Genomic DNA, 22574 nt, shown 5'->3' on the forward strand with positions numbered 1-22574 from the left:
CCCTACGGCGCGTTCGTGCTGTGCGCGCTCCAGTGGAAGAGCGTCATGCCGACGCTGGTGGCCAGGTTGTAGCTGGAGACCTGGGACCGCATCGGCAGGGACACCAACTGGTCGGCCCGCGCCCGCAGTTCGGGGGAGAGGCCGCTGCGCTCGGACCCGAAGGCGAGCAGCGCGTCGTCGGGCAGTTTCAGGCCGCGGATGTCCGCGCCCTCGGGATCGAGCGCGTACAGCGGGCCGTCCGGCAGTTCCTCGACGGCGAGCCGCTCCACGGCGGTCGCGAAGTGCAGCCCGGCCCCTCCCCGTACGACGGTGGGGTGCCAGGGGTCGAGGCTGCCGGTCGTGACGACCCCGGTGGCGCCGTACCCGGCGGCGAGACGGATGACGGCGCCGGCGTTGCCGAGGTTGCGCGGGTTGTCGAGGACGACGACCGGGGCGGTGCGCCGCCCGTGCCGCAGGGCGGCGAGGTTGCCGTCGCGGTCGGGGCGTCCGGCGAGGGCGGCGACGCCGGTCGGGTGCAGCCGGGGCACGAGGGTCCGCAGGGCGGCCTGGTCCACCTCCACGAGGAGCGCGTCCAGGGCCTCCACCACGTCAGGGGCGAGGTCGGCGGCGAGGGCGAGCGTGGCGGTCCGGTCCACGGCGAGCGCGGCGGGGACGTGGGCGCCGAAGCGTACGGCGTGCTTGAGGGCGTGGAAGCCGTCGAGCAGCACCGCGGCGTCGGCGCGGCGCCGCCAGGTCCGCAGGGCGCCCTCGGGGCCCTCTGGCGCCCCCTCCTCCGGCCTGTCGTCCGCGCCGCTGTCCGTGCTCGTCCCGCTCATGGCTGGAAGCCTACGTGCGCGCCACGGACGTCTGCTCCGCCGGCGCTTCGTCGTCCTGCGCCGGACGCGGCCCGGGCACTTCCGCGCCCTTCTCTTCGGCAAAAACGCGGCTACGCGCGCGTGCGGCCCACCCGCCGAGTCGCCGCAGGAAGGAAGTCGGCAGGAACACCGCGTCGGCGGCGATCATCGCGAGCGAGAAGAAGGGCAGTCCGAGCACGATGGCGATGACCGCGTGCTCCAGCATCATGAAGACCAACAGGGCGTTCTTCATCCGCCGGTTGAAGACCGTGAAGGGGAAGGCGACCTGCACGGCGACCGTCGCGTACGTCACCAGCAGCACCATCGGCCCGAACGCGCTCAGCAGGTCGCCGAGGGCGGGCCACGGCGAGAAGTAGTCCAGGTGCAGCGGGTAGTAGACCGCGGTGCCGTCCTGCCAGCGACTGCCCTGGATCTTGTACCAGCCCGCGGTCGCGTAGATCAGACACGCCTCGACCATGATCACCAACAGGGCCGCGTTGTGCACGGTGTTGGCGACGACGTCGCACAGCAGCCGCGGATCGCCCGAGCGTGCGCGGCGGTCGGCGTACCACCACACCCCTTGGGCGGCCCACAACGCCCAGAAGAGGGTGAGCCAGCCGCCGGGCATCTCGCCGGTGAACGTGACGGCCGCGAGCGCGAGCCCCGCGACCCACCACAGGACGATCCCGCCACGGTCCTCGGGCGCCGCCCCTGTCAGGGACTTCCGCGCGGCACGCGCGCGTGCGCGGCGCGCGTCCAGCGACCACACCTGCCCGCAGCGGGTGAAGACCAGGTAGATCGACATGAGGTGGAGGACGTTGTCGCCGCCGTCCCCCACGAAGACGCTGCGGTTCTGGAGCGAGAGCACGCCGATCATGAACAGCACCGACATGGCACGGCTGTGCCAGCCCAGCATCAGCAGGACGGCCGACAGCACGGCGAGCCCGTAGACGAACTCGAACCAGCCCTGGCCGTCGGACCACATCAGCACGGTGAAGGCGTGGTTGTCGGCGATGAGCCGCTGCGCCAGATCCCAGCTCCACGGACCGTCCGGCCCGTACAGCTCCTGACGGTGCGGGAACTCGCGCAACAGGAACAGCAGCCAGGTCGCGGCGAACCCGATGCGGATCACGGCGCTCTGGTAGCGGCCCAGCGGGGCGGCGGTGATCCGCTGGAGACCGGCGCGCACCCTCTCCTCGACGCGGCCAGGACCCTCGCCCTCTTCCGGGCGGCCGGCTCGCTCTTCGACGTGGCTCATCGGGCACCGCCCGTCGCGGCCTTGACCCGCAGATGCGTGCCCTTGCCGAGTGACGCGTCCCGTGACGTCACTGTCCACCAGGGCACCTGCCGGTAGACCGGCTTCTGGTTCACCTTCTCGGCGCTCCACTTCGGAGGCTCGACCACGGTCGACTGCGAACGGACCTGGACGCGTTCGATGACGGCTCCCTCACCGGCCACGTCGAGCCGGTCGAGACGCAGGACGAGTACGCGCCGCAGGTACTGCTGGGTGAGCGTCCCGCGCAGGCCGGTGGGCCGGTTCTGTGCGTCGTGCGTGGAGACGTAGACGTCCCAGGCGCGGCGCAGTTCGTTCTGCTGGGTGTGGCTGGGCACCGGGTTCCGGTCGATGGCGGCGCCGTCCTGCGCGGACAGGTCGTACCAGCGGGTGGTGCGCAGCTCGCCGCCGGCCGCGCGGATCTCGGCCCGGACCTGGACGGCGACGTTCTGCTGGAGCGGGTTCGGGGCGAACAGTTTCCAGTTCTGCTCGAACTCGGGGTAGATCCAGGCGTCGAGCATGGCGCCGTGCTGCTTGGACACGGTGTTCGCGGGCGCGACGTGCAAGAACACCATGAAGATGTGGATACCGGCGACGAGGGTGACACCCGCGAGGGCCAGCGCGGCGACCACCTGATAGCCGGGGGAGAGCCCCGCGATGCCCTGTCGCCCGGCCGCCTGGGCCGGCTCGGCCGGCTCGGCCACCTCGGACGGAACAGGGTCCGGCGGGTCCGGTGGTGCGGGAGTCGCCTCCTGTGGCGTACGCCGGGCGGCCTCGTCCGCGGCGCCTGCTTCCGTCTGCATCGGTGCTCCCCGTTTCCCCGGTCCCGTCATTCCCCCGGCCCGTCTCGCCCGGCCGCCCGGCGGCGAACCGATTCCGCGCCGTCCCGCCCAGCGGGTGCGACGCACCGGCACGGTACTGGGGAGTGGCCGCTCAGCACAGCTGCCCGAGGTTATCCACAGGCTCGGCGACCCAGGGTTGACACCCTACGGCGCCACGTCCCACCATTGAATCCGACGAACCGAACGATCGGTCGGGAGCGGGCGAGGGCCCGGCCGGGATTCGGGTGACCGAGGTCGAGGGGATCGGGAATGGCGACAGCAGCCCCGCAGCACCGGGCAGCCGGGACGGACACGGACCGCACCGGCGGGTTCCAGGCCGCGTTCGACGCCGCCGTGGCGGCGGACGAGCGCATCGAGCCCCGCGACTGGATGCCCGACGCCTACCGCGCCACGCTGGTGCGCCAGATCGCCCAGCACGCCCACTCCGAGATCATCGGCATGCAGCCCGAGGCCAACTGGATCACGCGCGCGCCCTCCTTGCGGCGCAAGGCGATCCTGATGGCGAAGGTGCAGGACGAGGCGGGACACGGCCTGTATCTCTACGGCGCGGCCGAGACCCTCGGCACGAGCCGCGACGAGCTGCTCGACAAGCTGCACAGCGGCCGCCAGAAGTACTCCTCGATCTTCAACTACCCGACGCTGACCTGGGCCGACGTAGGCGCCATCGGCTGGCTGGTGGACGGCGCGGCGATCACCAACCAGGTCCCGCTGTGCCGCTGCTCCTACGGTCCGTACGCCCGCGCGATGGTCCGCGTCTGCAAGGAGGAGTCCTTCCACCAGCGTCAGGGGTACGAGCTGCTGCTCGCACTCAGCCGGGGCACCGACGCCCAGCACGCCATGGCACAGGACGCCGTGGACCGCTGGTGGTGGCCCTCCCTGATGATGTTCGGCCCGCCCGACGACGAGTCGGCCCACTCCGCGCAGTCCATGGAGTGGAAGATCAAGCGCCACTCGAACGACGAACTGCGTCAGCGTTTCGTCGACATCTGCGTCCCCCAGGCGGAGTCCCTCGGACTGACGCTCCCCGACCCGGAGCTGAGGTGGAACGAGGAGCGCGGTCAGCACGACTTCGGCCCCATCGACTGGGCGGAGTTCCGCGAGGTCCTCCAGGGCAAAGGCCCCTGCAACGAACAGCGCATAGACCAGCGCAGGCGCGCCCACGACGAGGGCGCCTGGGTCCGCGAGGCCGCCGCGGCGCACGCGGCCAAGCACACCGCGGCAGCGACTCCGGAAGGAAGGGCGGCATGAGCGAGACCACGACCCCGAAGGCGCCCGGAGGCAGCGGCGGCTGGCCTCTCTGGGAGGTCTTCGTACGCTCCCGCCGCGGCCTGTCCCACACCCACGCCGGCAGCCTGCACGCCCCGGACGCGGAGCTGGCCCTGCGCAACGCGCGGGACCTCTACACCCGCCGCGGCGAAGGCGTCTCGCTCTGGGTCGTGCCGTCCACGGCGATCACCGCCTCGTCCCCCGACGAGAAGGACCCGTTCTTCGAACCCGCCGCGGACAAGCCCTACCGCCACCCCACGTTCTACGAGATCCCCGAGGGGGTGAAGCACCTGTGACCAGCACCCGCGACACCCTCAGCCCCACCGACGCGGCGGCACTGGCCCTCGGCGACGACGCCTTGGTGCTCTCGCACCGCCTCGGCGAATGGGCGGGCCACGCCCCGGTCCTGGAGGAGGAGGTCGCCCTGGCGAACATCGCCCTCGACCTGCTCGGCCAGGCCCGCCTCCTCCTGGGCATGGCCGGCGACGAGGACGAGCTGGCGTACCTGCGCGAGGAGCGCGCCTTCCGCAACCTCCAGCTCGTCGAGCAGCCGAACGGGGACTTCGCCCACACCATCGCCCGCCAGCTCTACTTCTCCACCTACCAGCAGTTCCTGTACGAGCAACTCGCCGGCGGGGACAGCGACTTCGCCCCGCTCGCCGCGAAGGCCGTCAAGGAAGTCGTCTACCACCAGGACCACGCCGTGCAGTGGACACTGCGCCTGGGCGACGGCACCGAGGAGAGCCACGCCCGGATGCAGCGCGCGGTCGACGCACTGTGGCGCTTCACCGCCGAGATGTTCCAGCCCGTCCCCGCCCTCGACCTCGACCGGCCGCGGATGCGGAGCCGTTGGACGACCACAGTGACCGGCGTCCTGCACCGCGCCACGCTGACCGTCCCCGACGGCCCCCAGGACGGAGCCTGGCGCGCCGGAGCCGGACGCCAGGGCCTGCACACCGAGCCGTTCGGCCGGATGCTCGCCGAGATGCAGCACCTGCACCGCAGCCACCCGGGGGCGTCATGGTGACCCTCGCCCACGACGAGGAGACACCCCTCGAAGCCGAGTTGCGCAGGCTGGCCGGCTCCGTGCCCGACCCCGAGCTGCCCGTCCTGACCCTGGAGGAGCTGGGCGTGCTGCGCGCCGTGCACACACGGGGCCCCGGCCGCGTCGAGGTCGAACTGAGCCCGACCTACACCGGGTGCCCGGCGATCGAGACCATGGCCGACGACATCGAGCGCGTCCTGCACGAGCACGGTGTCCCGGAGGTCACCGTCCACACCGTCCTCGCCCCGGCCTGGTCCACGGACGACATCACGCCCGAGGGCCGCCGCAAGCTGAGGGAGTTCGGGATAGCGCCGCCGCGCACCACCCGCCCGTCGGCGGGCCCCGTGCCCCTCGCCCTGGGCCCGACCCGGCACTCGACCGCTCCGGCGCCCGACACGACGGAACCCATCGCCTGCCCCCACTGCGGCGCGACCGACACCGAGCTGCTCAGCCGCTTCTCCTCCACCGCCTGCAAAGCGCTGCGCCGCTGCCTCGCCTGCCGCGAACCCTTCGACCACTTCAAGGAGTTGTGATGGCTGAAGGAGGAGGGCGGGCCCGCTTCCACCGCCTCCGCGTCACGGCGGTCGACCGGCTCACCGACGACTCCGTGGCCCTCACCTTCGCCGTGCCCCCGGAGCTGGGCGAGGTCTACCGCCACGCCCCGGGCCAGCACCTCGCCCTGCGCCGCACCACCGACGGCGCGGAGATCCGGCGGACGTACTCGATCTGCTCCGCGGCCCCGGCCGACGAGGCGCCGCGGGCACTGCGGGTCGGCGTACGCCTCGTCGACGGCGGCGCCTTCTCCACGTACGCCCACAAAGAGATCGCTACCGGGGACGAGGTGGAGGTCATGACCCCGGCGGGGCGTTTCACCCTCGACCCGGCGCCCGGGCACTACGCGGCCGTGGTCGGCGGCAGCGGTATCACCCCGGTCCTGTCCATCGCCACGACACTGCTGGAGCGCGCGCCCCGGGCCCGGTTCTGTCTGATCCGCAGCGACCGCACCGCCGCCTCGACGATGTTCCTGGAGGAGGTGGCCGACCTGAAGGACCGCTACCCGGACCGGTTCCAGCTCGTCACCGTGCTCTCCCGGGAGGAGCAGCAGGCCGGCCTGGCATCGGGCCGACTCGACCAGGAGCGGATCGCGGCGCTGCTGCCCGCGCTGCTCCCGGTGGACACGGTGGCGGGATGGTTCCTGTGCGGGCCGTACGGACTGGTGCAGGGCGCCGAGCGGGTGCTGCGCGGCCTGGGGGTGCGGCGCGACCGCATCCACGAGGAGATCTTCCATGTGGACGACGGCCCCGCCCCACTCCGCGCCGCGGCGGTACCGGCACCCGCCCACAGCACGGTGACCGCACAGCTCGACGGCCGCTCCGGCACCTGGCCCGTCGAGGACGGCGAGTCCCTCCTGGAGGCGGTGCTGCGCAACCGGCCGGACGCGCCCTACGCCTGCAAGGGCGGCGTGTGCGGGACCTGCCGCGCCTTCCTCGTCTCGGGATCCGTGCGGATGGACCGCAACTTCGCGCTGGAACCCGAGGAGACCGAGGCGGGTTACGTGCTGGCCTGCCAGTCCCGTCCGTCCACGGAGACGGTGGAGGTGGACTTCGACCGCTGAGCCCCGGGCCGCCCCCGCCCCCGCCCCCGGACCCGGGACTCGCCCCGCCAGGCCCGAGGCCCCGGACCGGCCCGACCCCGGAACCCGCGTAGGCGCTGGCCGGCCCATGGCATCAAGGCTCCGGGCTCCGGGCTCCGGGCTCCGGGCTCCGGGCTCCGGGCTCCGGGCTCCGGGCTCCGGGCTCCGGGAGCATCCGTGCACGTTGTTCCCTTCTCGTAGAACCTGTTCTATCTTGACGCCCCGTCAGGTCACGGTGCCGTGTGCCGCACCCGGGTCCGACCGGCCCCGTCGGACCAGGGGCCGGGGATCGCCCGGACAGGCGCGGAAGGAACGGGAGGACAGCCCGGTGGACTTCACCTTCTCCGAGGAACAGCAGGCGGCCGTCGAGGCGGCACGGGCCGTGTTCGCACCGGTCGCCCCCGACGGTGTGCCCAGCCCCGCGCTCACCTCCGGCGCCGTGGCCGACGACTTCGACCGCGCCCTGTGGTCCAAAGCCGCCGACGCCGACCTGCTGAGCCTGCTGATCGCACCGGAGCACGGTGGTGCGGGCCTCGACGCCATCACCCTCTGCCTCGTCCTGCGCGAGGCGGCGAAAGTCCTGGCCCGGATACCGCTGCTCGAACACCTCGCGGCCACCGCGGCCCTCCAGGCTTACGCAGAACAGGAGTTGAGCCGGGCGATCCTCCCCGACGCGGGGCGCGGCGCACTCGTCCTGACCGTCGCCTCGGCCGGCCGCACCGGCCACGACGGGGCGGAACTCTCGGTCACCGCCCGCCGCGCACCCGACACGGAAGGCGGCGGCTGGATCCTGGACGGCGCCCAGACAGCCGTCCCCTGGGCGCTGAACGCGGACCGGATCATCGTGCCCGCCCACACCCCCGACGGCGCCACCGTGCTCGCGCTGCTGCCGGGGCCGGCCGCGGACCTACCGGGCCGGGACCTCGCCGAACAGATCTCCACCACCGGCGAGCGCCTCGCCGAACTCCGCCTCGACGGCGTCCGCCTCACCCCGCACGACATCGTCGAGTCCCCCGCCGCCTGGCCCCTGCTGCACAGCCTGCTCACCACCGGCACCTGCGCGCTCGCCCTCGGCCTGGGCGAGGCCGTCCTGAAGATGACCAGCGACTACGCGAGCAAGCGCGAACAGTTCGGGCACCCGATCGCCACGTTCCAGGCCGTCGCCGTGCAGGCCGCCGACCGCTACATCGACCTGCGCGCGATGGAAGCGACCCTGTGGCAGGCCGCCTGGCGACTGAGCAGCGGCGCCACCGGCCCGCTGCCGCTCGCCGCGGACGTGGCGGTCGCCAAGACCTGGGCCTCCGACGGCGTACGCCGCGTCGTGCAGACCGCCCAGCACCTGCACGGCGGCTTCGGCGCGGACACGGACTACCCGCTGCACCGGTATCACGCCTGGGCCAAACACCTGGAGCTGTCGCTCGGCCCGGCCGCCGCACATGAGGAGACCCTCGGTGACCTTCTCGCGGCCCATCCGCTGGGCTGAGCGGCGGCTCAGATCACAGCGCCCGGCTGCCCGTTGTCATCGACGACGGGTCGGCCGGCCGCTTCCCAGGCCTGCATACCACCGGCCACGTTCACCGCGTCGACGCCCTGCTGCACCAGGTACTGCGTCACCTGCGCGGAACGTCCGCCGACCCGACAGACCACGTGGACGCGGCCGTCCTGCGGCGCCGCCTCGGTCAACTCGCCGTACCGGGCGACGAACTCGCTCATCGGGATGTGCAGCGCCCCCGAGGCGTGACCCGCCTGCCACTCGTCGTCCTCACGGACGTCGAGGAGGAAGTCGTCCGCCTTGAGCTCGTCGACACCGACCGTAGGCACACCAGAACCGAAGACCATGCCCCGACGCTACCCGACCGCGCCCCCGGTCCGGCGCGCCGCACCCCGGCACCCGCGCCCCGCGCGTACGTTGCGGCACACCCGGCGCCCTCGCCCGCGCGGAAGTTGCGGCGTACCCGGCACCCGCGCCCCGCGCGAGCGTCGCGACGCACCCCGCGCCCGCGTCCCGCGTCCCGCGTCCCGCGTCCCGCGCAAGGGTTCAGGAAGCGGTCAGCCGCTCCAGTTCGGCCTCGCGCTCGGCGACCTGCGCGAGCAGCTGCTCGGCGATCTCCTCCAGCAGCGCGTCCGGGTCCTCCGGCGCCATCCGCAGCATCGCGCCGATCGCGCTCTCCTCCAGCTCCTGCGCGACCGCGGCCAGCAGCTCCTTGCGCTGCGCCAGCCATTCGAGGCGGGCGTACAGCTCCTCGCTCGGCGTCGGCTGCGGCTCGGGCGGTACCGGGCCCGCCGCCCACTCCTCGGCCAGTTCCCGCAGCAGGGGCTCGTCACCGCGCCCGTACGCCGCGTTCACCCGGGCGATGAACTCGTCACGTCGGCCGCGTTCCTCCTCGTCCCTGGCGAGGTCCGGGTGCGCCTTGCGGACCAGCTCCCGGTAGAGCTTGCGGGCCACGTCGCTGGGGCGCACCCGCTGCGGCGGCCGCACCGACTGCTCGGTCAGCATCGCGGCGGCCTCCGGGAACAACCCTTCCCCGTCCATCCAGCCGTGGAACAGCTCCTCGACACCCGGCATCGGCATCACCCGCGCCCGGGCCTCGTCCGCCTTGCGCCGGTCCTCCGGATCACCGGTGCGCGCCGCCGTCGCCTCGGCGATCAGCGCCTCCAGCTCGTCGAGGCGCGTGTACATCGGCCCGAGCTTCTGGTGGTGGAGCCGGGAGAAGTTCTCCACCTCGACCCGGAACGTCTCCACCGCGATCTCGAACTCGATCAGCGCCTGCTCGGCAGCGAGCACAGCCCGTTCGAGGCGCGCCTCGGGCCGCTCCCGAGGCTGCTCCTCCGGTTGGTCCGCCACATGGGTCTCCGGGGTCGTCACCCATCCAGCCTAGGGCACGCCCTCCTCCCGGCCCCGAACCTCAGCTCCCCCAGCCCCGGGCCCCTTGCCGGCCCCCGGCCCCGGTCCGTCCCCGGCCCGCCGACGAGCGCCCGCCTCACACCCCGGTCTCCGCCGCGACCCTCCCCTTCCGCACCGCCCGCACCAGCTCCCCGTGATCGGCCTCGGTCCGGTCCGCGTAGGTCACCGCGAAGGACGCCACGGCCTCGTCCAGCTCCTCGTTCTTCCCGCAGTACCCGGCGATCAGGCGCGGGTCGGCGCTGTGGGCGTGGGCGCGGGCGAGCAGGGCGCCGGTCATCCGGGCATAGTCGTCCACCTGGTCGGCGGCGAGCGCGGCCGGATCGACGCTGCCCTTGCGGTTCCTGAACTGCCGTACCTGAAAAGGCAGTTCGTCGACCGTGGTCCAGCCGAGCAGAATGTCGCTGACCACCTGCATCCGCTTCTGCCCGAGCACCACGCGCCGCCCCTCGTGCTCGACGGCGGGCGCGTCGAACCCGACGGCGGGCAGATGCGGCAGCAGCGCGGACGGCCGCGCCTCCTTCACCTGGAGCACGAGCGCCTCGCCCCGATGGTCGAGCAGCAGCACCACGTACGACCGGGTGCCCACGCTGCCGGTGCCGACGACGCGGAACGCCACGTCGTGGATCGCGTACCGCCCGAGCAGCGGCAACCGGTCCGGCGACAGGGTCTCCAGGTACGCGGCGAGCGAGGCGGCGACGGCCCCGGCCTCCGCGTCGGGTACCCCCCGCAGTACCGGCGGCGCGTCCACGAACCGCCGTCCGCCGCCCTCGACCTCTTCCGTGGACCTGGCGGCGAAGCGCCCGCTGGTGTTGTTCCGCGCCTTCTCGGACACCCGCTCCAGGGTGCCCAGCAGGTCATGGGCGTCGGTGTGCGAGACGAGCTCCTCGTCGGCGATCGCGTTCCAGGCGTCGAGCGCGGGCAGCTTCGCGAGCAGCCGCATCGTGCGCCGGTAGGCACCGGCCGCGTCATGGGCCGCTTTCCGGCAGGTGTCCTCGTCCGCCCCGGCCTCACGCCCGGCGAGCACGAGCGAGGCGGCGAGCCTCTTGACGTCCCACTCCCAGGGCCCGTGCACCGTTTCGTCGAAGTCGTTCAGGTCGATGACGAGGCCGCCGCGCGCGTCGCCGTACAGCCCGAAGTTGGCGGCGTGGGCGTCGCCGCATATCTGGGCGCCGATGCCGGTCAGAGGGGTGTGCACCAGGTCGTGGGCCATCAGGCCGGCGGAGCCGCGCAGGAAGGCGAACGGGGTCGCCGCCATGCGCCCGACGCGTATCGGGGTCAGCTCGGCGAGACGGCCCCGATTGGACTCCTCCACGGCCCGCACGGCATCCGGCCGGTCCCCGCTCGACGCGAACTCGGCGTGCGAGGACCTCGGCACCTGATGCCGCAGCGCCTTCCCGGCCGCTTTCGGCGACGCCCCCGAGCCGCCCGCTCCCGAGCCCCGCGCCCCCGAACCGCCCGGCCCCGCTCCCGAACCGCCCGGCCCCGAACCGGACCGCCCCGCGAACCCAGCCACGCGCGGCAACCGCCGCGCTCCCCGGGCCCCGCCCTTCCGCGCGCCCGTCACCACCGCGTCGCCGTCTCCGAGCTCGCCCATGCCGCTCGCCTCCCCGCCCCGTACGAGACGGCGTACACCCCACCCCGCCGTCCCATTGCTGTGACCGGACACGACCGTACCGCCGCGAGGAAAACCCCGTCAGAGCCTGTGGACAACCCGCCGCCTGTGCACAAACCCGCGCCCCCACAGACCCACCCCGGCTACGTCCAGACCCGCGCCGGTTACGTCCGGGCCCGCCCCACCTACGCCCGGACCCCTCCACCTACGCCCGGGCCCACCCCACCCACGACGCGCTCACGTCCGGAACTCCTTCGGGCACGTCCCGCCCTCGGCCCCCAGATACTTCTCGGCCCAGATCCCGAGTTCGGTCAGCGAGGGCTGGAGCGCCGAGCCCGCCGTGGTGAGCCGGTACGAGACGCGCAGAGGCGGGCCCTCATCGACCTGGCGCACGACAAGACCGGCCGTGCCCAGCTCGGTGAGGCGGTCGGACAGCATCCGCTCGCTGATCCCGGGGATCGCCCTGCGCAGGTCCGCGAAGTGCACCGGCCCCTGCAACAGGACCGAGACGATCAGACCGGTCCAGCGCTTGCCCAGCAGCCCGAAGACACGCGTCATCCCGACGTCGACGCCGGTGCATCCCTGGGGAGCCACGGCGGCGTCGGCCCCCGTGCACGCCCCGCTCGTCTCTTCCCCGTTGCCTGCCATGCGTCCAGAGTACTGCGCTCCCGTATGGAGGTGAGAAAAAGTAAGCTACTGTGTTATTACTAGTTACGCACTCAACTGCACCCCATAAGAAGTACAGCGAACCGCAACGAACCGGCGCCGAGTTCGCAGATTCAGACCCCGGACTCAGACCCCGGACTCAGACCTCAGACCCCAGTGGAGACACCCATGGCCACGCTGCTGCACGTCGACTCGTCCCTCTTCTCCGGACCCGCCTCCGCCTCGCGCACCGTCACGGACGCGTTCCGCCAGGCATGGCAGGAGCAGCACCCGGAGGGCACGGTCGTCCACCGTGATCTGAACGCGGAGCCGGTGCCCCACATCACCGCCGACGCCCACCTCGCCGGCTTCGCCGACCCGGCCACGCACACGCCCGAGCAGAGCGCCGCCTTCGCCGCGCGCGTGCGGCTCATAGAGGAGCTGGAGCAGGCGGACGCCCTCGTGATCGGCGCCCCGATGTACAACTTCACGATTCCGTCGACGCTGAAGGCGTGGCTGGACAACGTGCTCCTCATCGGCCGCACCGCCGGCGTCGAGAACCCGTCCGCCAAGGGCACCCCGGTCATCGTCGTCGCCAGCCGCGGCGGCTCCTACGCGCCGGGCACCCCGCGCGCGGGCATGGAGTACGTACAGAACTACCTGGCGGCGATCCTGCGCGACGCGCTCGCCCTGGACCTCCACTTCATCGTCCCCGAGCTGACGATGGCCCCGAGCAACCCGGCCATGTCCGAGCTGGTCCCGCTCTACGAGGCCTCGCGCGACGCCGCCCTGGAGGCCGCCCGCGCGAAGGGCAAGGAGTTCGCCGCGCGGTTCGCCGCATGAAGGTGACATAAACCACAGGGCGCTGTCGGCCGACAGCCTGCGGCGCCCTTCCGGGCAACGCAAAAGCCCCGCAGGTCCGAAGACCTGCGGGGCTTTCAGCTGTGCGCGAGGGGGGAGTTGAACCCCCACGCCCTTTCGGGCACTGGAACCTGAATCCAGCGCGTCTGCCTATTCCGCCACCCGCGCATTGGGCGTGTCTTCCGGTCCCTCGCTTTGGGGGGCGAGCGCCTTCCGACATGCAGAAGATTAGCACGGTGCGGAGGGTGGATTCACATCCGTTTCTCCGGGCCCCGGGCGGGCACCTGACACGGCGGACCTCGCCGGACCTCGTCCGACTCCGGCCTCCCCGGCCCGGCTCAGCCGGACCTCGACGTCTCCACAGCCGCGTACGGGACACTGTCCACAGGCCACCTCTACGATCCTTCACAAGAGGGGCTGTGAGCGTCGACACTCATCGTCCGGGCAGGCAGGGGGAACCAGCCGATTTCCCGGCGCGTGGATACGATCAGTAAGCAGTACCGAGAAGGCGGCCGAGAGGCAGCACGAGCAACCAACGCAGCAGCGGCAAGCAGGGCGGCTACGAAGGAGGAGGTGCCCCATGGGAGTCCTGAAGAAGTTCGAGCAGCGGCTTGAGGGTCTGGTCAACGGCACCTTCGCCAAGGTCTTCAAGTCCGAGGTGCAACCCGTCGAGATCGCGGGCGCACTGCAGCGCGAGTGCGACAACAACGCGACGATCTGGAACCGCGAGCGGACCGTCGTCCCCAATGACTTCATCGTGGAGCTGAGCGCGCCGGACTACGAGCGCCTGAGCCCCTACTCCGGACAGCTCGGCGACGAGCTGTCCGGCATGGTGCGCGACTACGCGAAGCAGCAGCGCTACTCCTTCATGGGCCCCATCAAGGTGCACCTGGAGAAGGCGGACGACCTGGACACCGGCTTGTACCGCGTACGCAGCCGCACTCTCGCGTCGTCCACCAGTCAGGCCCAGTCCGCCCAGCCCGAGCGCTCCGCCGCGGCCCGGCCGAACCAGGCGCCCGGCGGCTACAGCTACCAGCAGCAGCCCTCCGCCGCCCCGCCGATGCCGTCCGCTCCGCCGCCCGGCCGCCCGGCCGCGGTGACGCCCGGCCCCGGCCCGGTGCCGTCCGCGTCGGCGCAGCGCCCCGGCGCGGGCCCGATGCCCGGCGGCCGCGTCCGGCACTGGATCGAGATCAACGGAAACCGCCACCAGATCTCCCGGCCGACCCTCGTGCTCGGCCGTTCCACCGAGGCGGACGTACGGATTGACGACCCCGGCGTCTCGCGCCGGCACTGTGAGATCCGGACCGGAACGCCCTCGACGATCCAGGATCTCGGGTCCACCAACGGCATCGTGGTGGACGGACAGCACACCACCCGCGCTACGCTCCGCGACGGCTCGCGGATCGTCGTGGGTCAAACCACCATCGTTTATCGGCAAGCCGAAGGGTGAAGCGGGGGCAATGTCAGAGCTGACCCTGACGGTCATGCGGTTGGGTTTCCTGGCCGTTCTGTGGCTGTTCGTGATCGTGGCCGTCCAGGTCATCCGTAGCGATCTGTTCGGTACGCGCGTCACGCAGCGCGGTGCGCGCCGCGACAGCGCGCGTCCGCAGCAGACCGCCCGGCAGGCGGCCGCCGCGCCGCCTGCACCCCAGCGCCAGCAGCAGGGCGGTGGGCGGCAGCGCCGCGGTGCCCCCTCCAAGCTGGTCGTCTCCGAAGGCACCCTCACGGGTACGACGGTGGCGCTGCAGGGACAGACGATCACGCTCGGCCGCGCACACGACAGCACGATCGTCCTGGACGACGACTACGCGTCCAGCAGGCACGCCAGGATCTATCCGGACCGGGACGGCCAGTGGATCGTCGAGGATCTCGGGTCCACCAACGGCACGTATCTCGACCGGACCCGTCTCACGACCCCCACGCCGGTCCCGCTGGGCGCACCGATCCGCATCGGCAAGACCGTCATCGAGCTGCGGAAGTAGTGCTACATCATGAATGAGCGCGAGCGGAGCGAGCGAGCCGACGCGGCGGTCCACGACCAGGACACCGGCGCGCTCCCGACCGGAGGGTGGGCACCGTGCGGATGTACCCGGAGTCAGAGTCAACGGGGCAGGTGCGCATGAGTCTGTCACTGCGTTTCGCCGCCGGATCACACAAAGGCATGATCCGCGAGGGCAACGAGGACTCCGGTTACGCCGGGCCGCGGCTGCTCGCCATCGCGGACGGCATGGGGGGCCAGGCCGCAGGTGAGGTGGCCTCGTCCGAGGTGATCTCGACCATCGTCGCGCTCGACGACGACGTGCCGGGCTCCGACATCCTGACCTCGCTGGGCACCGCCGTGCAGCGGGCCAACGACCAGCTCCGGATGATGGTCGAGGAGGACCCCCAGCTCGAAGGCATGGGGACCACCCTCACCGCCCTCCTGTGGACCGGCCAGCGCCTCGGACTCGTACACGTCGGCGACTCGCGCGCGTACCTGCTGCGCGACGGCGTCCTCACGCAGATCACGCAGGACCACACGTGGGTGCAGCGCCTCGTCGACGAGGGCCGCATCACCGAGGAGGAAGCCACCACGCACCCGCAGCGTTCGCTGCTGATGCGCGCGCTGGGCAGCGGCGACCACGTCGAGCCCGACCTCTCCATCCGTGAGGTGCGGGCCGGCGACCGGTACCTGATCTGCTCCGACGGCCTGTCCGGCGTCGTCTCCCACCAGACGATGGAGGAGACCCTCGCCAGCTACCAGGGCCCGCAGGAGACGGTCCAGGACCTGATCCAGCTCGCCCTGCGCGGCGGCGGACCCGACAACGTCACGGTGATCGTCGCCGACGTCCTGGACATTGACAGCGGGGACACCCTCGCCGGTCAGATGTCCGACGCCCCGGTCATCGTGGGCGCGGTCGCGGAGAACCAGCACCAGCCGCACGACGGCGGCGCCATGGAGACCCCGGCCGGCCGCGCCTCCGGCCTGGGCCGGCCGGTGCCGGGACAGGGCGGCGGCGGGGGCGAGTTCGGCCCGCCCGGCAGCGGGGAGAGCAACGGTTACGTGCCCGAGGAGGGCTTCGGCGCGTACGCCGACGAGGACTTCGTCAAGCCGCGCCGTGGCCGCAGGTGGGTCAAGAGATCGCTCTACACCGTGCTCGCCCTCGCGGTCATCGGCGGCGGTCTGTACGGCGGCTACCGCTGGACGCAGACCCAGTACTTCGTCGGTTCGAACGACGAGCACGTGGCGCTCTACCGCGGCATCAACCAGGATCTCGCCTGGGTGAGCCTGTCCAAGGTCGAGAAGGACCACCCGGAGATCGAGCTCAAGTACCTGCCTCCGTACCAGCAGAAGCAGGTCGAGGAGTCCATCGCCGAAGGCGATCTGGCGGCCGCCCAGGCCAAGATCGTGGAACTTTCCGCGCAGGCCGGCGCGTGCAAGAAGCGGGCCGAGCGCCAGCAGGCCGCGAACGAGAACAACGCGAGGACCGGCGAGGGCGAAGCCGGCGGCACCACCTCCAAGGCGTCGTTCCGCAAGGCACCGCCCACGCCGAACCCGTCGAACTCGCCCGACCCGTCAAACTCGCCGTCCGGCAAGGCGAAGTCACCGTCATCTCCCACGCCCACCCCTGGCCCCACTCTTTCCGAGGAAGAGCAGCAGCTGGCCAAGGCGTGCGCACAGCAGTAGAAGCCGTTGGGGGCCACAGCACGCCATGAGTAGTAGTTCCACGACCCATACGTCGACCATCGGCGCCATCGGCGCACCAAGCCGGCGCAACACCGAGCTGGCGCTTCTGGCGTTCGCCGTGGTCATCCCCGTCTTCGCGTACGCCAACGTCGGCCTCGCCATCGACGGTGAGCTGCCCGCCGGCCTGCTCGGCTACGGCCTCGGCCTCGGCCTGCTCGCCGGCGTCGCCCACATCGTCGTACGCAAGTTCGCGGCGTACGCCGACCCGCTGCTGCTGCCGCTGGCCACGCTCCTCAACGGGCTGGGGCTGGTGATCATCTGGCGGCTCGACCAGTCGGAGCGTCTCCAGCTGCGGTCCACGTTCAGCCCGGCGGCGCCCAAGCAGCTGTTGTACTCGGCCATCGGCATCGCCCTGTTCGTGGGCGTACTGATGCTGCTCAAGGACCACCGCATCCTTCAGCGCTACACGTACATCTCGATGGTGGGCTCCATCATCCTGCTGCTGCTCCCGCTGGTGCCCGGCCTCGGCATGAACGTCTTCGGTGCCAAGATCTGGATCCACATCGGCGGCTTCTCCATCCAGCCGGGTGAGTTCGCGAAGATCGTCATCGCGATCTTCTTCGCCGGTTATCTGATGGTGAAGAGGGACGCCCTCGCGCTCGCCTCACGCCGTTTCATGGGCCTGTACCTGCCCCGCGGCCGTGACCTCGGACCGATCGTCGTCGTCTGGGCGATGTCGATCCTGATCCTCGTCTTCGAGACCGACCTCGGTACGTCGCTGCTGTTCTTCGGCATGTTCGTCGTGATGCTGTACGTCGCCACCGAGCGCACCAGCTGGATCGTGTTCGGTCTGCTGATGTCCGCCGTCGGCGCGGTCGGCGTCGCCACGTTCGAGCCCCACGTGCAGCAGCGTGTGGACGCCTGGCTGCACCCGTTCGGCGAGGCGACCCTCGCGCAGACCGACCAGATCGCCCAGTCGCTGATGGCGTTCGGCTCCGGCGGCGTCCTCGGCACCGGCCTCGGCCAGGGCAACTCCGACCTCATCGGCTTCGCCGCCAACTCCGACTTCGTCCTCGCCACCTACGGCGAGGAGATGGGCCTGGCCGGCGTCATGGCCATCCTGCTCATCTACGGGCTGATCGTGGAGCGCGGCGTGCGGACCGCCCTCGCCGCCCGCGACCCCTTCGGCAAGCTGCTCGCGGTCGGCCTGTCCGGCGCCTTCGCCATCCAGGTCTTCGTCGTCGCCGGCGGTGTCATGGGCCTCATCCCGCTGACCGGTATGACCATGCCGTTCCTCGCCTACGGTGGCTCCTCCGTGATCGCCAACTGGGCCCTGGTCGGCATCCTCCTGCGCATCAGCGACACCGCACGCCGCCCGGCCCCCTCGCCCGCCCCCAACCCCGACGCCGAGATGACCCAGGTGGTCCGACCGTGAACAAGCCCCTGCGCCGCATCGCGATCTTCTGTGGTCTGCTCGTGCTCGCCCTGCTGATCCGCGACAACTGGATCCAGTACGTCCAGGCCGACTCCCTCCGGACGCACGAGAAGAACCGCCGCGTCGCCATCGAGCGCTACGCCCAGCCGCGCGGCGACATCATCGTCGACGGCAAGCCCGTCACCGGCTCCAAGGCGACCACCGGCACCGACCTCAAGTACAAGCGGACCTGGAAGAACGGGCCCATGTGGTCGCCCGTCACCGGCTACGCCTCGCAGATCCTCGGCGCCACCCAGCTGGAGTCCATCGAGGACGGCATCCTCACCGGCAACGACGACCGGCTCTTCTTCCGCCGCACCCTCGACATGATCACCGGCAAGAAGAAGGAGGGCGGCAACGTCACGACCACCCTCAACGCCGCCGCGCAGAAGGCCGCCTACGACGGCCTGAAGAACCGCGGCAAGGGTGCCGTCGCCGCCATCGAGCCCTCCACCGGCAAGATCCTCGCGCTCGCCTCCACGCCGTCCTACGACCCCTCGGTCTTCGCCGGCAACTCCACCAAGGACAGCGAGACGTTCCAGAAGCTCGACAAGAACAAGGACAAGCCGCTCCTGAACCGGGCGCTGCGCGAGACGTACCCGCCCGGTTCGACGTTCAAGCTGGTCACGGCCGCGGCCGCGCTGGAGAACGGCAAGGTCACCGACCCGGACGCCAAGACCGACTCGCCGGTGCCGTTCATCATGAAGGGCACCACGACGCCGCTGAAGAACGAGGGCTCCATCCAGTGCAAGAACGTCTCCCTGCGTGAGGCGCTGCGCGTCTCCTGCAACTCGGTGTTCGGCAAGCTCGGTCAGGACCTCGGCCTCGACGCGATGCGTGAGGAGGCCGAGAAGTTCGGCTTCAACGAGCAGCAGTTCGTCCCCGTCCGCTCGAACGCGTCGCGCTTCGACGAGAAGATGAACGACTCGCAGGTCGCCCTCTCCTCCATCGGCCAGTACGACACCGCTGCCACGCCCCTGCAGATGGCGATGGTGGGCGCCGCGATCGCCAACGACGGCAAGCTCATGCAGCCGTACATGGTCGACGAGCTGAAGGCCCCGAGCCTCGACACCATCGAGAAGACGGAGCCCAAGGAGATGAGCCGCCCGCTCTCCGAGGAGAACGCGCAGAAGCTCCAGTCGATGATGGAGACCGTCGTGAAGACGGGTACGGGCACCAGCGCCCTGATCCCCGGCGTCACCATCGGCGGCAAGACCGGTACCGCCCAGAACGGTGTGAACAACGAGGGCACCCCGTACGCCTGGTTCGTCTCCTACGCGAAGACCAGCTCGGGAGGAACGCCCGTGGCCGTCGCCGTCGTCGTCGAGGACAGTGCCGCGGACCGGGGTGACATCTCCGGTGGCGGTCTGGCCGCCCCGATCGCCAAGGACGTGATGAAGGCGGTCATCGACAACAAGTAGGGGACGAGCGGGAGACACGGGCCACAGGTGAGGTTCGCCTCCTCTTGTGAGCCCGGTCACCTGGCCTTCACATAGACGCACGTGGCGATACCGGTCCTGTCACGGGTCACGGTGATGGCCAGGTCACGCCGTACAAGCCGGGTACGGTATGCCCGGACAGCACACCGCCCGACCCCGCACGGGACGGTCGGGACCGACGGAGAGGGCTGGTAGGTAACCATGGAAGAGCCGCGTCGCCTCGGCGGCCGGTACGAGCTGGGCCAGGTGCTCGGCCGTGGTGGCATGGCCGAGGTCTACCTCGCGCACGACACCCGGCTCGGCCGCACGGTGGCGGTGAAGACGCTGCGGGTCGACCTCGCGCGTGACCCGTCGTTCCAGGCCCGGTTCCGCCGGGAGGCCCAGTCGGCCGCCTCGCTCAACCATCCCGCGATCGTGGCGGTGTACGACACGGGCGAGGACTACGTCGACCAGGTCTCCATCCCGTACATCGTGATGGAGTACGTCGACGGCTCGACGCTGCGCGAGCTGCTGCACTCCGGCCGCAAGCTGCTGCCGGAGCGCTCCATGGAGATGACCGTCGGCATCCTCCAGGCCCTGGAGTACTCGCACCGGGCGGGCATCGTCCACCGCGACATCAAGCCGGCCAACGTCATGCTGACCCGCAACGGCCAGGTCAAGGTCATGGACTTCGGCATCGCCCGCGCCATGGGCGACTCCGGCATGACGATGACGCAGACCGCGGCCGTCATCGGCACCGCGCAGTACCTCTCGCCCGAGCAGGCCAAGGGCGAGCAGGTCGACGCCCGCTCGGACCTGTACTCGACGGGCTGCCTGCTCTACGAGCTCCTCACGGTGCGGCCGCCGTTCGTCGGCGACTCCCCGGTCGCGGTCGCGTACCAGCACGTACGCGAGGAGGCGCAGCCGCCGAGCGTCTTCGACAACGAGATCACGCCCGAGATGGACGCGATCGTCCTCAAGGCGCTCACCAAGGACCCGGACTACCGGTACCAGTCCGCGGACGAGATGCGCGCCGACATCGAGGCGTGCCTCGACGGCCAGCCCGTCGCCGCCACCGCCGCCATGGGCGCGGTCGGCTACGGCGCGGGCAACGGGTACGGGGACGACCAGCAGACCGCCATGCTGCGCCCGCAGAACGGCTCAGCGCCCACCTCGATGCTGCCCCCGGTCAACCCGGACGACGGCGGTTACGGCTACGACGACCGCCCCGACCGCCGCAAGCAGGCCAAGAACCGCACGTCGACGATCCTGCTGGTACTCGCGGGCATCCTCGTCCTGGTCGGCGCCATCCTCATCGGCAAGTACGTCTCCAGCGGCGACGGTGGCAGTGACGACGACACGGTCCAAGTTCCGTCCCTGGTCGGCCTGACGTTCCAGGACGCGCAGCAGAAGGCCGAGAACGTCGACCTGAAGGTCGTCCGCGGCGACGGCATGCCCTGCGACGACCAGGCCGCCAAGCATGTCTGCAAGCAGGACCCGCAGGACGGCGAGCTCGACAAGAACGGCACGATCACCGTCAACATGTCGACGGGCGCGCCGAAGGTCACGGTCCCGGACGTGAAGGGCCTGTCCTACGAGGACGCCGTGCAGGAGCTCAGCGACAAGGGCTTCACCAACGTCAGCAAGAAGACGCAGGAGTCCGACCGGACCCCGGGCAAGGTCATCGACCAGGACCCCAGCCCCGAAGGCGGCACCAAGCTGGAGAAGGGTGCCGAGATCACCCTGACGGTCGCCAAGGAGAAGCAGACCAGCCAGGTCCCCGACGTCTCCAGCGGCAAGAACCTCACCTGCGAGCAGGCCACGTCTCAGCTCAAGGCCAACAACCTGAAGGCCGGCTGCACCGAGGTGGAGAACGCCGAGGTCGAGGCGGGCAAGGTCTTCGAGCAGAACCTCGCCGCGGGCACCACGGCCGACCCCGGATCCACGGTCCAGCTGAAGGTGGCGAAGGCGCCCGAGCAGGTCCAGGTACCCGCGGACCTCGGCGGCAAGAAGCTCAAGGACGTGCAGCAGCAGCTGACCGACCTGGGTCTGAAGGTGCAGGTGTCCGGCTCCTCCGACGAGAACGCCACGGTCGTCACGAGCCAGCCGACTCCCAGTAGCACGGTGAAGAAGGGTGACACCGTCACCCTGCTCACCACACCGCCGGCCGGCGGCGACAACGGCGGTGACAACGGCGGCGGTAACAACGGCGGTGGCGGCGACAACGGCGGCTTCATCGGAGGCTTCGGCAACCACGACTGACCCGCCACCACCCGCACACGACGGAGCCCCGGCCCCCTGCAGAACAGGGGGCCGGGGCTCCGCTCTTTCGTCCGCCTACCGGAGTTCGGTGGGCGGCGTCCGCTCGCTGTCCACCTTCTCGACCCGCTCCAGCTCGCCCCAGACCACGTACCGGTACCGCGACGTGTAGACGGGCGTGCACGTCGTCAGCGTGATGTAGTGGCCGGCCTTCTTCTTGCCCGACTCCGCGGGGATCCGGCCCAGGACGTCCACGTTGTACTTCGTCGTCTCCGGGAGGATGTCGTAGACCTTGTAGACGTACCACTTGTCCCGGGACTCGTAGACGATCGCGTCGCCCTTTTTGATCTTGTCGATGTCGTGGAACTTGGCGCCGTGCCCGTCCCGGTGCGCGGCCAGCGAGAAGTTGCCCTCCTTGCCGGTGGTCGGCAAGGACGCCTTCACGGGGTCCGTGTAGTAGCCGGCGACCCCGTCGTTGAGGACCTTGGACGACGTGCCCTTCTCGACCAGCACCTCACCCTTGCCCATCGCCGGCACGTGCAGGAACCCGATGCCGTCCTTCGTGTCCAGCGCGCCCGGGCCGGTCGCCTGCGACCAGTGGTCACGGACCTTGTCGCCCTGCTTGTGCGCGGCCCGGTCGGCCACCACGTTCGTCCACCACAGCGAGTAGACGACGAACAGGCCGAGCAACAGGCCGGCCGTGATGAGCAGTTCACCGAAGGTGCTGACCGCCATCGCCACACGTCCGCGCCGCAGCGGCGGCGGACCGGCCTTCTCGTCGGCCTCTTCCTCGTGGTCGGTCGTCGCTGCCACTGCCTCGTGCCCCGTCCCTGTGCTGATG

21 protein-coding genes and 1 tRNA gene are annotated in these 22574 nt (G+C 71.1%); 13 read left to right on the plus strand and 9 right to left on the minus strand.

Features of this window, described 5'->3' with window-relative positions; genetic code table 11:
• Positions 1–2: 2 nt before the first annotated feature.
• The 3 genes from ACZ45E_RS09880 to ACZ45E_RS09890 are packed head-to-tail and all read right to left on the minus strand — an operon-like array spanning position 3 to position 2909.
• Positions 3–815 carry a TrmH family RNA methyltransferase gene (locus tag ACZ45E_RS09880; RefSeq protein WP_468218710.1) on the minus strand — a complete coding sequence of 271 codons (813 nt, stop codon included), beginning with the start codon at positions 813–815 and terminating at the stop codon, positions 3–5.
• A gap of 10 nt (positions 816–825) precedes the next feature.
• Entirely contained in the window at positions 826–2091 is a 1266-nt protein-coding gene (locus ACZ45E_RS09885) for an HTTM domain-containing protein (RefSeq protein WP_468218712.1), read from the minus strand.
• Positions 2088–2909 carry a DUF5819 family protein gene (locus ACZ45E_RS09890; protein WP_468218714.1) on the minus strand — a complete coding sequence of 274 codons (822 nt, stop codon included), beginning with the start codon at positions 2907–2909 and terminating at the stop codon, positions 2088–2090. The genes ACZ45E_RS09885 and ACZ45E_RS09890 overlap by 4 nt, the downstream gene beginning before the upstream one ends.
• Before the next feature lie 288 nt (positions 2910–3197).
• Here ACZ45E_RS09890 and paaA point away from each other — a divergent pair, with 288 nt between their 5' ends.
• From paaA to ACZ45E_RS09920, 6 genes are all read left to right on the plus strand, one after another.
• Complete coding sequence (gene paaA / locus ACZ45E_RS09895; RefSeq protein WP_468218716.1) at positions 3198–4196, plus strand: 1,2-phenylacetyl-CoA epoxidase subunit PaaA; 999 nt, start codon at positions 3198–3200, stop codon at positions 4194–4196.
• A complete protein-coding gene (gene paaB / locus ACZ45E_RS09900; protein WP_468218718.1) occupies positions 4193–4510 on the plus strand; it encodes a 1,2-phenylacetyl-CoA epoxidase subunit PaaB in 318 nt (105 codons plus the stop codon). The genes paaA and paaB overlap by 4 nt, the downstream gene beginning before the upstream one ends.
• A complete protein-coding gene (gene paaC, locus ACZ45E_RS09905; protein WP_468218721.1) occupies positions 4507–5241 on the plus strand; it encodes a 1,2-phenylacetyl-CoA epoxidase subunit PaaC in 735 nt (244 codons plus the stop codon). Before paaB ends, paaC begins: the two co-directional genes overlap by 4 nt.
• Positions 5235–5792, plus strand: a complete 558-nt coding sequence (gene paaD, locus ACZ45E_RS09910) for a 1,2-phenylacetyl-CoA epoxidase subunit PaaD (protein ID WP_468218723.1) — start codon at positions 5235–5237, stop codon at positions 5790–5792. The genes paaC and paaD overlap by 7 nt, the downstream gene beginning before the upstream one ends.
• Positions 5792–6874: a 1,2-phenylacetyl-CoA epoxidase subunit PaaE gene (gene paaE / locus ACZ45E_RS09915; RefSeq protein WP_468218726.1), complete on the plus strand. Its 1083-nt coding sequence runs from the start codon at positions 5792–5794 to the stop codon at positions 6872–6874. The genes paaD and paaE overlap by 1 nt, the downstream gene beginning before the upstream one ends.
• A gap of 346 nt (positions 6875–7220) precedes the next feature.
• Positions 7221–8375 (plus strand): acyl-CoA dehydrogenase family protein, encoded by a 1155-nt coding sequence (locus ACZ45E_RS09920; RefSeq protein ID WP_468218728.1) that lies wholly within the window; start codon positions 7221–7223, stop codon positions 8373–8375.
• An 8-nt stretch (positions 8376–8383) separates the two neighbouring features.
• Here the strand turns inward: ACZ45E_RS09920 and ACZ45E_RS09925 are convergent, their stop codons facing one another.
• From ACZ45E_RS09925 to ACZ45E_RS09940, 4 genes are all read right to left on the minus strand, one after another.
• Positions 8384–8731 carry a rhodanese-like domain-containing protein gene (locus tag ACZ45E_RS09925; RefSeq protein WP_468218729.1) on the minus strand — a complete coding sequence of 116 codons (348 nt, stop codon included), beginning with the start codon at positions 8729–8731 and terminating at the stop codon, positions 8384–8386.
• A 199-nt stretch (positions 8732–8930) separates the two neighbouring features.
• On the minus strand, positions 8931–9758 hold the full coding sequence (locus ACZ45E_RS09930) for a J domain-containing protein (protein ID WP_468218732.1): 828 nt from the start codon (positions 9756–9758) through the stop codon (positions 8931–8933).
• Positions 9759–9873: 115 nt separating this feature from the next.
• Positions 9874–11391, minus strand: a complete 1518-nt coding sequence (locus ACZ45E_RS09935; protein WP_468218734.1) for a DUF2252 domain-containing protein — start codon at positions 11389–11391, stop codon at positions 9874–9876.
• A 255-nt stretch (positions 11392–11646) separates the two neighbouring features.
• Entirely contained in the window at positions 11647–12057 is a 411-nt protein-coding gene (locus ACZ45E_RS09940; protein WP_468218736.1) for a winged helix-turn-helix transcriptional regulator, read from the minus strand.
• 186 nt (positions 12058–12243) lie between these two features.
• On the opposite strand from ACZ45E_RS09940, the gene ACZ45E_RS09945 reads away from it, so the two are divergent.
• Entirely contained in the window at positions 12244–12897 is a 654-nt protein-coding gene (locus ACZ45E_RS09945) for an FMN-dependent NADH-azoreductase (protein ID WP_468218739.1), read from the plus strand.
• A 102-nt stretch (positions 12898–12999) separates the two neighbouring features.
• Here ACZ45E_RS09945 and ACZ45E_RS09950 read toward each other — a convergent pair.
• Positions 13000–13083: transfer RNA gene (locus tag ACZ45E_RS09950), tRNA-Leu, on the minus strand.
• A gap of 412 nt (positions 13084–13495) precedes the next feature.
• On the opposite strand from ACZ45E_RS09950, the gene ACZ45E_RS09955 reads away from it, so the two are divergent.
• From ACZ45E_RS09955 to pknB, 6 genes are all read left to right on the plus strand, one after another.
• On the plus strand, positions 13496–14365 hold the full coding sequence (locus ACZ45E_RS09955) for an FhaA domain-containing protein (RefSeq protein WP_468218741.1): 870 nt from the start codon (positions 13496–13498) through the stop codon (positions 14363–14365).
• Between the two features lie 10 nt (positions 14366–14375).
• Positions 14376–14897 carry an FHA domain-containing protein FhaB/FipA gene (locus ACZ45E_RS09960; protein WP_468218744.1) on the plus strand — a complete coding sequence of 174 codons (522 nt, stop codon included), beginning with the start codon at positions 14376–14378 and terminating at the stop codon, positions 14895–14897.
• A gap of 137 nt (positions 14898–15034) precedes the next feature.
• On the plus strand, positions 15035–16582 hold the full coding sequence (locus tag ACZ45E_RS09965; RefSeq protein WP_468218746.1) for a Stp1/IreP family PP2C-type Ser/Thr phosphatase: 1548 nt from the start codon (positions 15035–15037) through the stop codon (positions 16580–16582).
• 25 nt (positions 16583–16607) lie between these two features.
• Positions 16608–18017, plus strand: coding sequence for an FtsW/RodA/SpoVE family cell cycle protein (locus ACZ45E_RS09970; RefSeq protein ID WP_468218749.1), 1410 nt, complete (start codon positions 16608–16610; stop codon positions 18015–18017).
• Positions 18014–19477 carry a peptidoglycan D,D-transpeptidase FtsI family protein gene (locus ACZ45E_RS09975; RefSeq protein WP_468218751.1) on the plus strand — a complete coding sequence of 488 codons (1464 nt, stop codon included), beginning with the start codon at positions 18014–18016 and terminating at the stop codon, positions 19475–19477. The genes ACZ45E_RS09970 and ACZ45E_RS09975 overlap by 4 nt, the downstream gene beginning before the upstream one ends.
• 219 nt (positions 19478–19696) lie before the next feature.
• Positions 19697–21736: a Stk1 family PASTA domain-containing Ser/Thr kinase gene (pknB, locus tag ACZ45E_RS09980; protein ID WP_468218754.1), complete on the plus strand. Its 2040-nt coding sequence runs from the start codon at positions 19697–19699 to the stop codon at positions 21734–21736.
• 75 nt (positions 21737–21811) lie between these two features.
• Here pknB and ACZ45E_RS09985 read toward each other — a convergent pair whose 3' ends face one another.
• Positions 21812–22546: a class E sortase gene (locus ACZ45E_RS09985; protein WP_468218756.1), complete on the minus strand. Its 735-nt coding sequence runs from the start codon at positions 22544–22546 to the stop codon at positions 21812–21814.
• Between the last annotated feature and the right edge of the window lie 28 nt (positions 22547–22574).

It is taken from the genome of Streptomyces sp. NPDC030991 (assembly GCF_055571235.1).

Bases quoted from the DNA above. Each gene is read 5' to 3' on its own strand.
- ACZ45E_RS09880 (WP_468218710.1), bottom strand. From the start codon at position 815: ATGAGCGGGACGAGCACGGACAGCGGCGCGGACGACAGGCCGGAGGAG.
- ACZ45E_RS09885 (WP_468218712.1), bottom strand. From the start codon at position 2,091: ATGAGCCACGTCGAAGAGCGAGCCGGCCGCCCGGAAGAGGGCGAGGGT.
- ACZ45E_RS09890 (WP_468218714.1), bottom strand. From the start codon at position 2,909: ATGCAGACGGAAGCAGGCGCCGCGGACGAGGCCGCCCGGCGTACGCCA.
- paaA (WP_468218716.1), top strand. From the start codon at position 3,198: ATGGCGACAGCAGCCCCGCAGCACCGGGCAGCCGGGACGGACACGGAC.
- paaB (WP_468218718.1), top strand. From the start codon at position 4,193: ATGAGCGAGACCACGACCCCGAAGGCGCCCGGAGGCAGCGGCGGCTGG.
- paaD (WP_468218723.1), top strand. From the start codon at position 5,235: ATGGTGACCCTCGCCCACGACGAGGAGACACCCCTCGAAGCCGAGTTG.
- paaE (WP_468218726.1), top strand. From the start codon at position 5,792: ATGGCTGAAGGAGGAGGGCGGGCCCGCTTCCACCGCCTCCGCGTCACG.
- ACZ45E_RS09925 (WP_468218729.1), bottom strand. From the start codon at position 8,731: ATGGTCTTCGGTTCTGGTGTGCCTACGGTCGGTGTCGACGAGCTCAAG.
- ACZ45E_RS09935 (WP_468218734.1), bottom strand. From the start codon at position 11,391: ATGGGCGAGCTCGGAGACGGCGACGCGGTGGTGACGGGCGCGCGGAAG.
- ACZ45E_RS09940 (WP_468218736.1), bottom strand. From the start codon at position 12,057: ATGGCAGGCAACGGGGAAGAGACGAGCGGGGCGTGCACGGGGGCCGAC.
- ACZ45E_RS09945 (WP_468218739.1), top strand. From the start codon at position 12,244: ATGGCCACGCTGCTGCACGTCGACTCGTCCCTCTTCTCCGGACCCGCC.
- ACZ45E_RS09955 (WP_468218741.1), top strand. From the start codon at position 13,496: ATGGGAGTCCTGAAGAAGTTCGAGCAGCGGCTTGAGGGTCTGGTCAAC.
- ACZ45E_RS09960 (WP_468218744.1), top strand. From the start codon at position 14,376: ATGTCAGAGCTGACCCTGACGGTCATGCGGTTGGGTTTCCTGGCCGTT.
- ACZ45E_RS09965 (WP_468218746.1), top strand. From the start codon at position 15,035: ATGAGTCTGTCACTGCGTTTCGCCGCCGGATCACACAAAGGCATGATC.
- ACZ45E_RS09970 (WP_468218749.1), top strand. From the start codon at position 16,608: ATGAGTAGTAGTTCCACGACCCATACGTCGACCATCGGCGCCATCGGC.
- pknB (WP_468218754.1), top strand. From the start codon at position 19,697: ATGGAAGAGCCGCGTCGCCTCGGCGGCCGGTACGAGCTGGGCCAGGTG.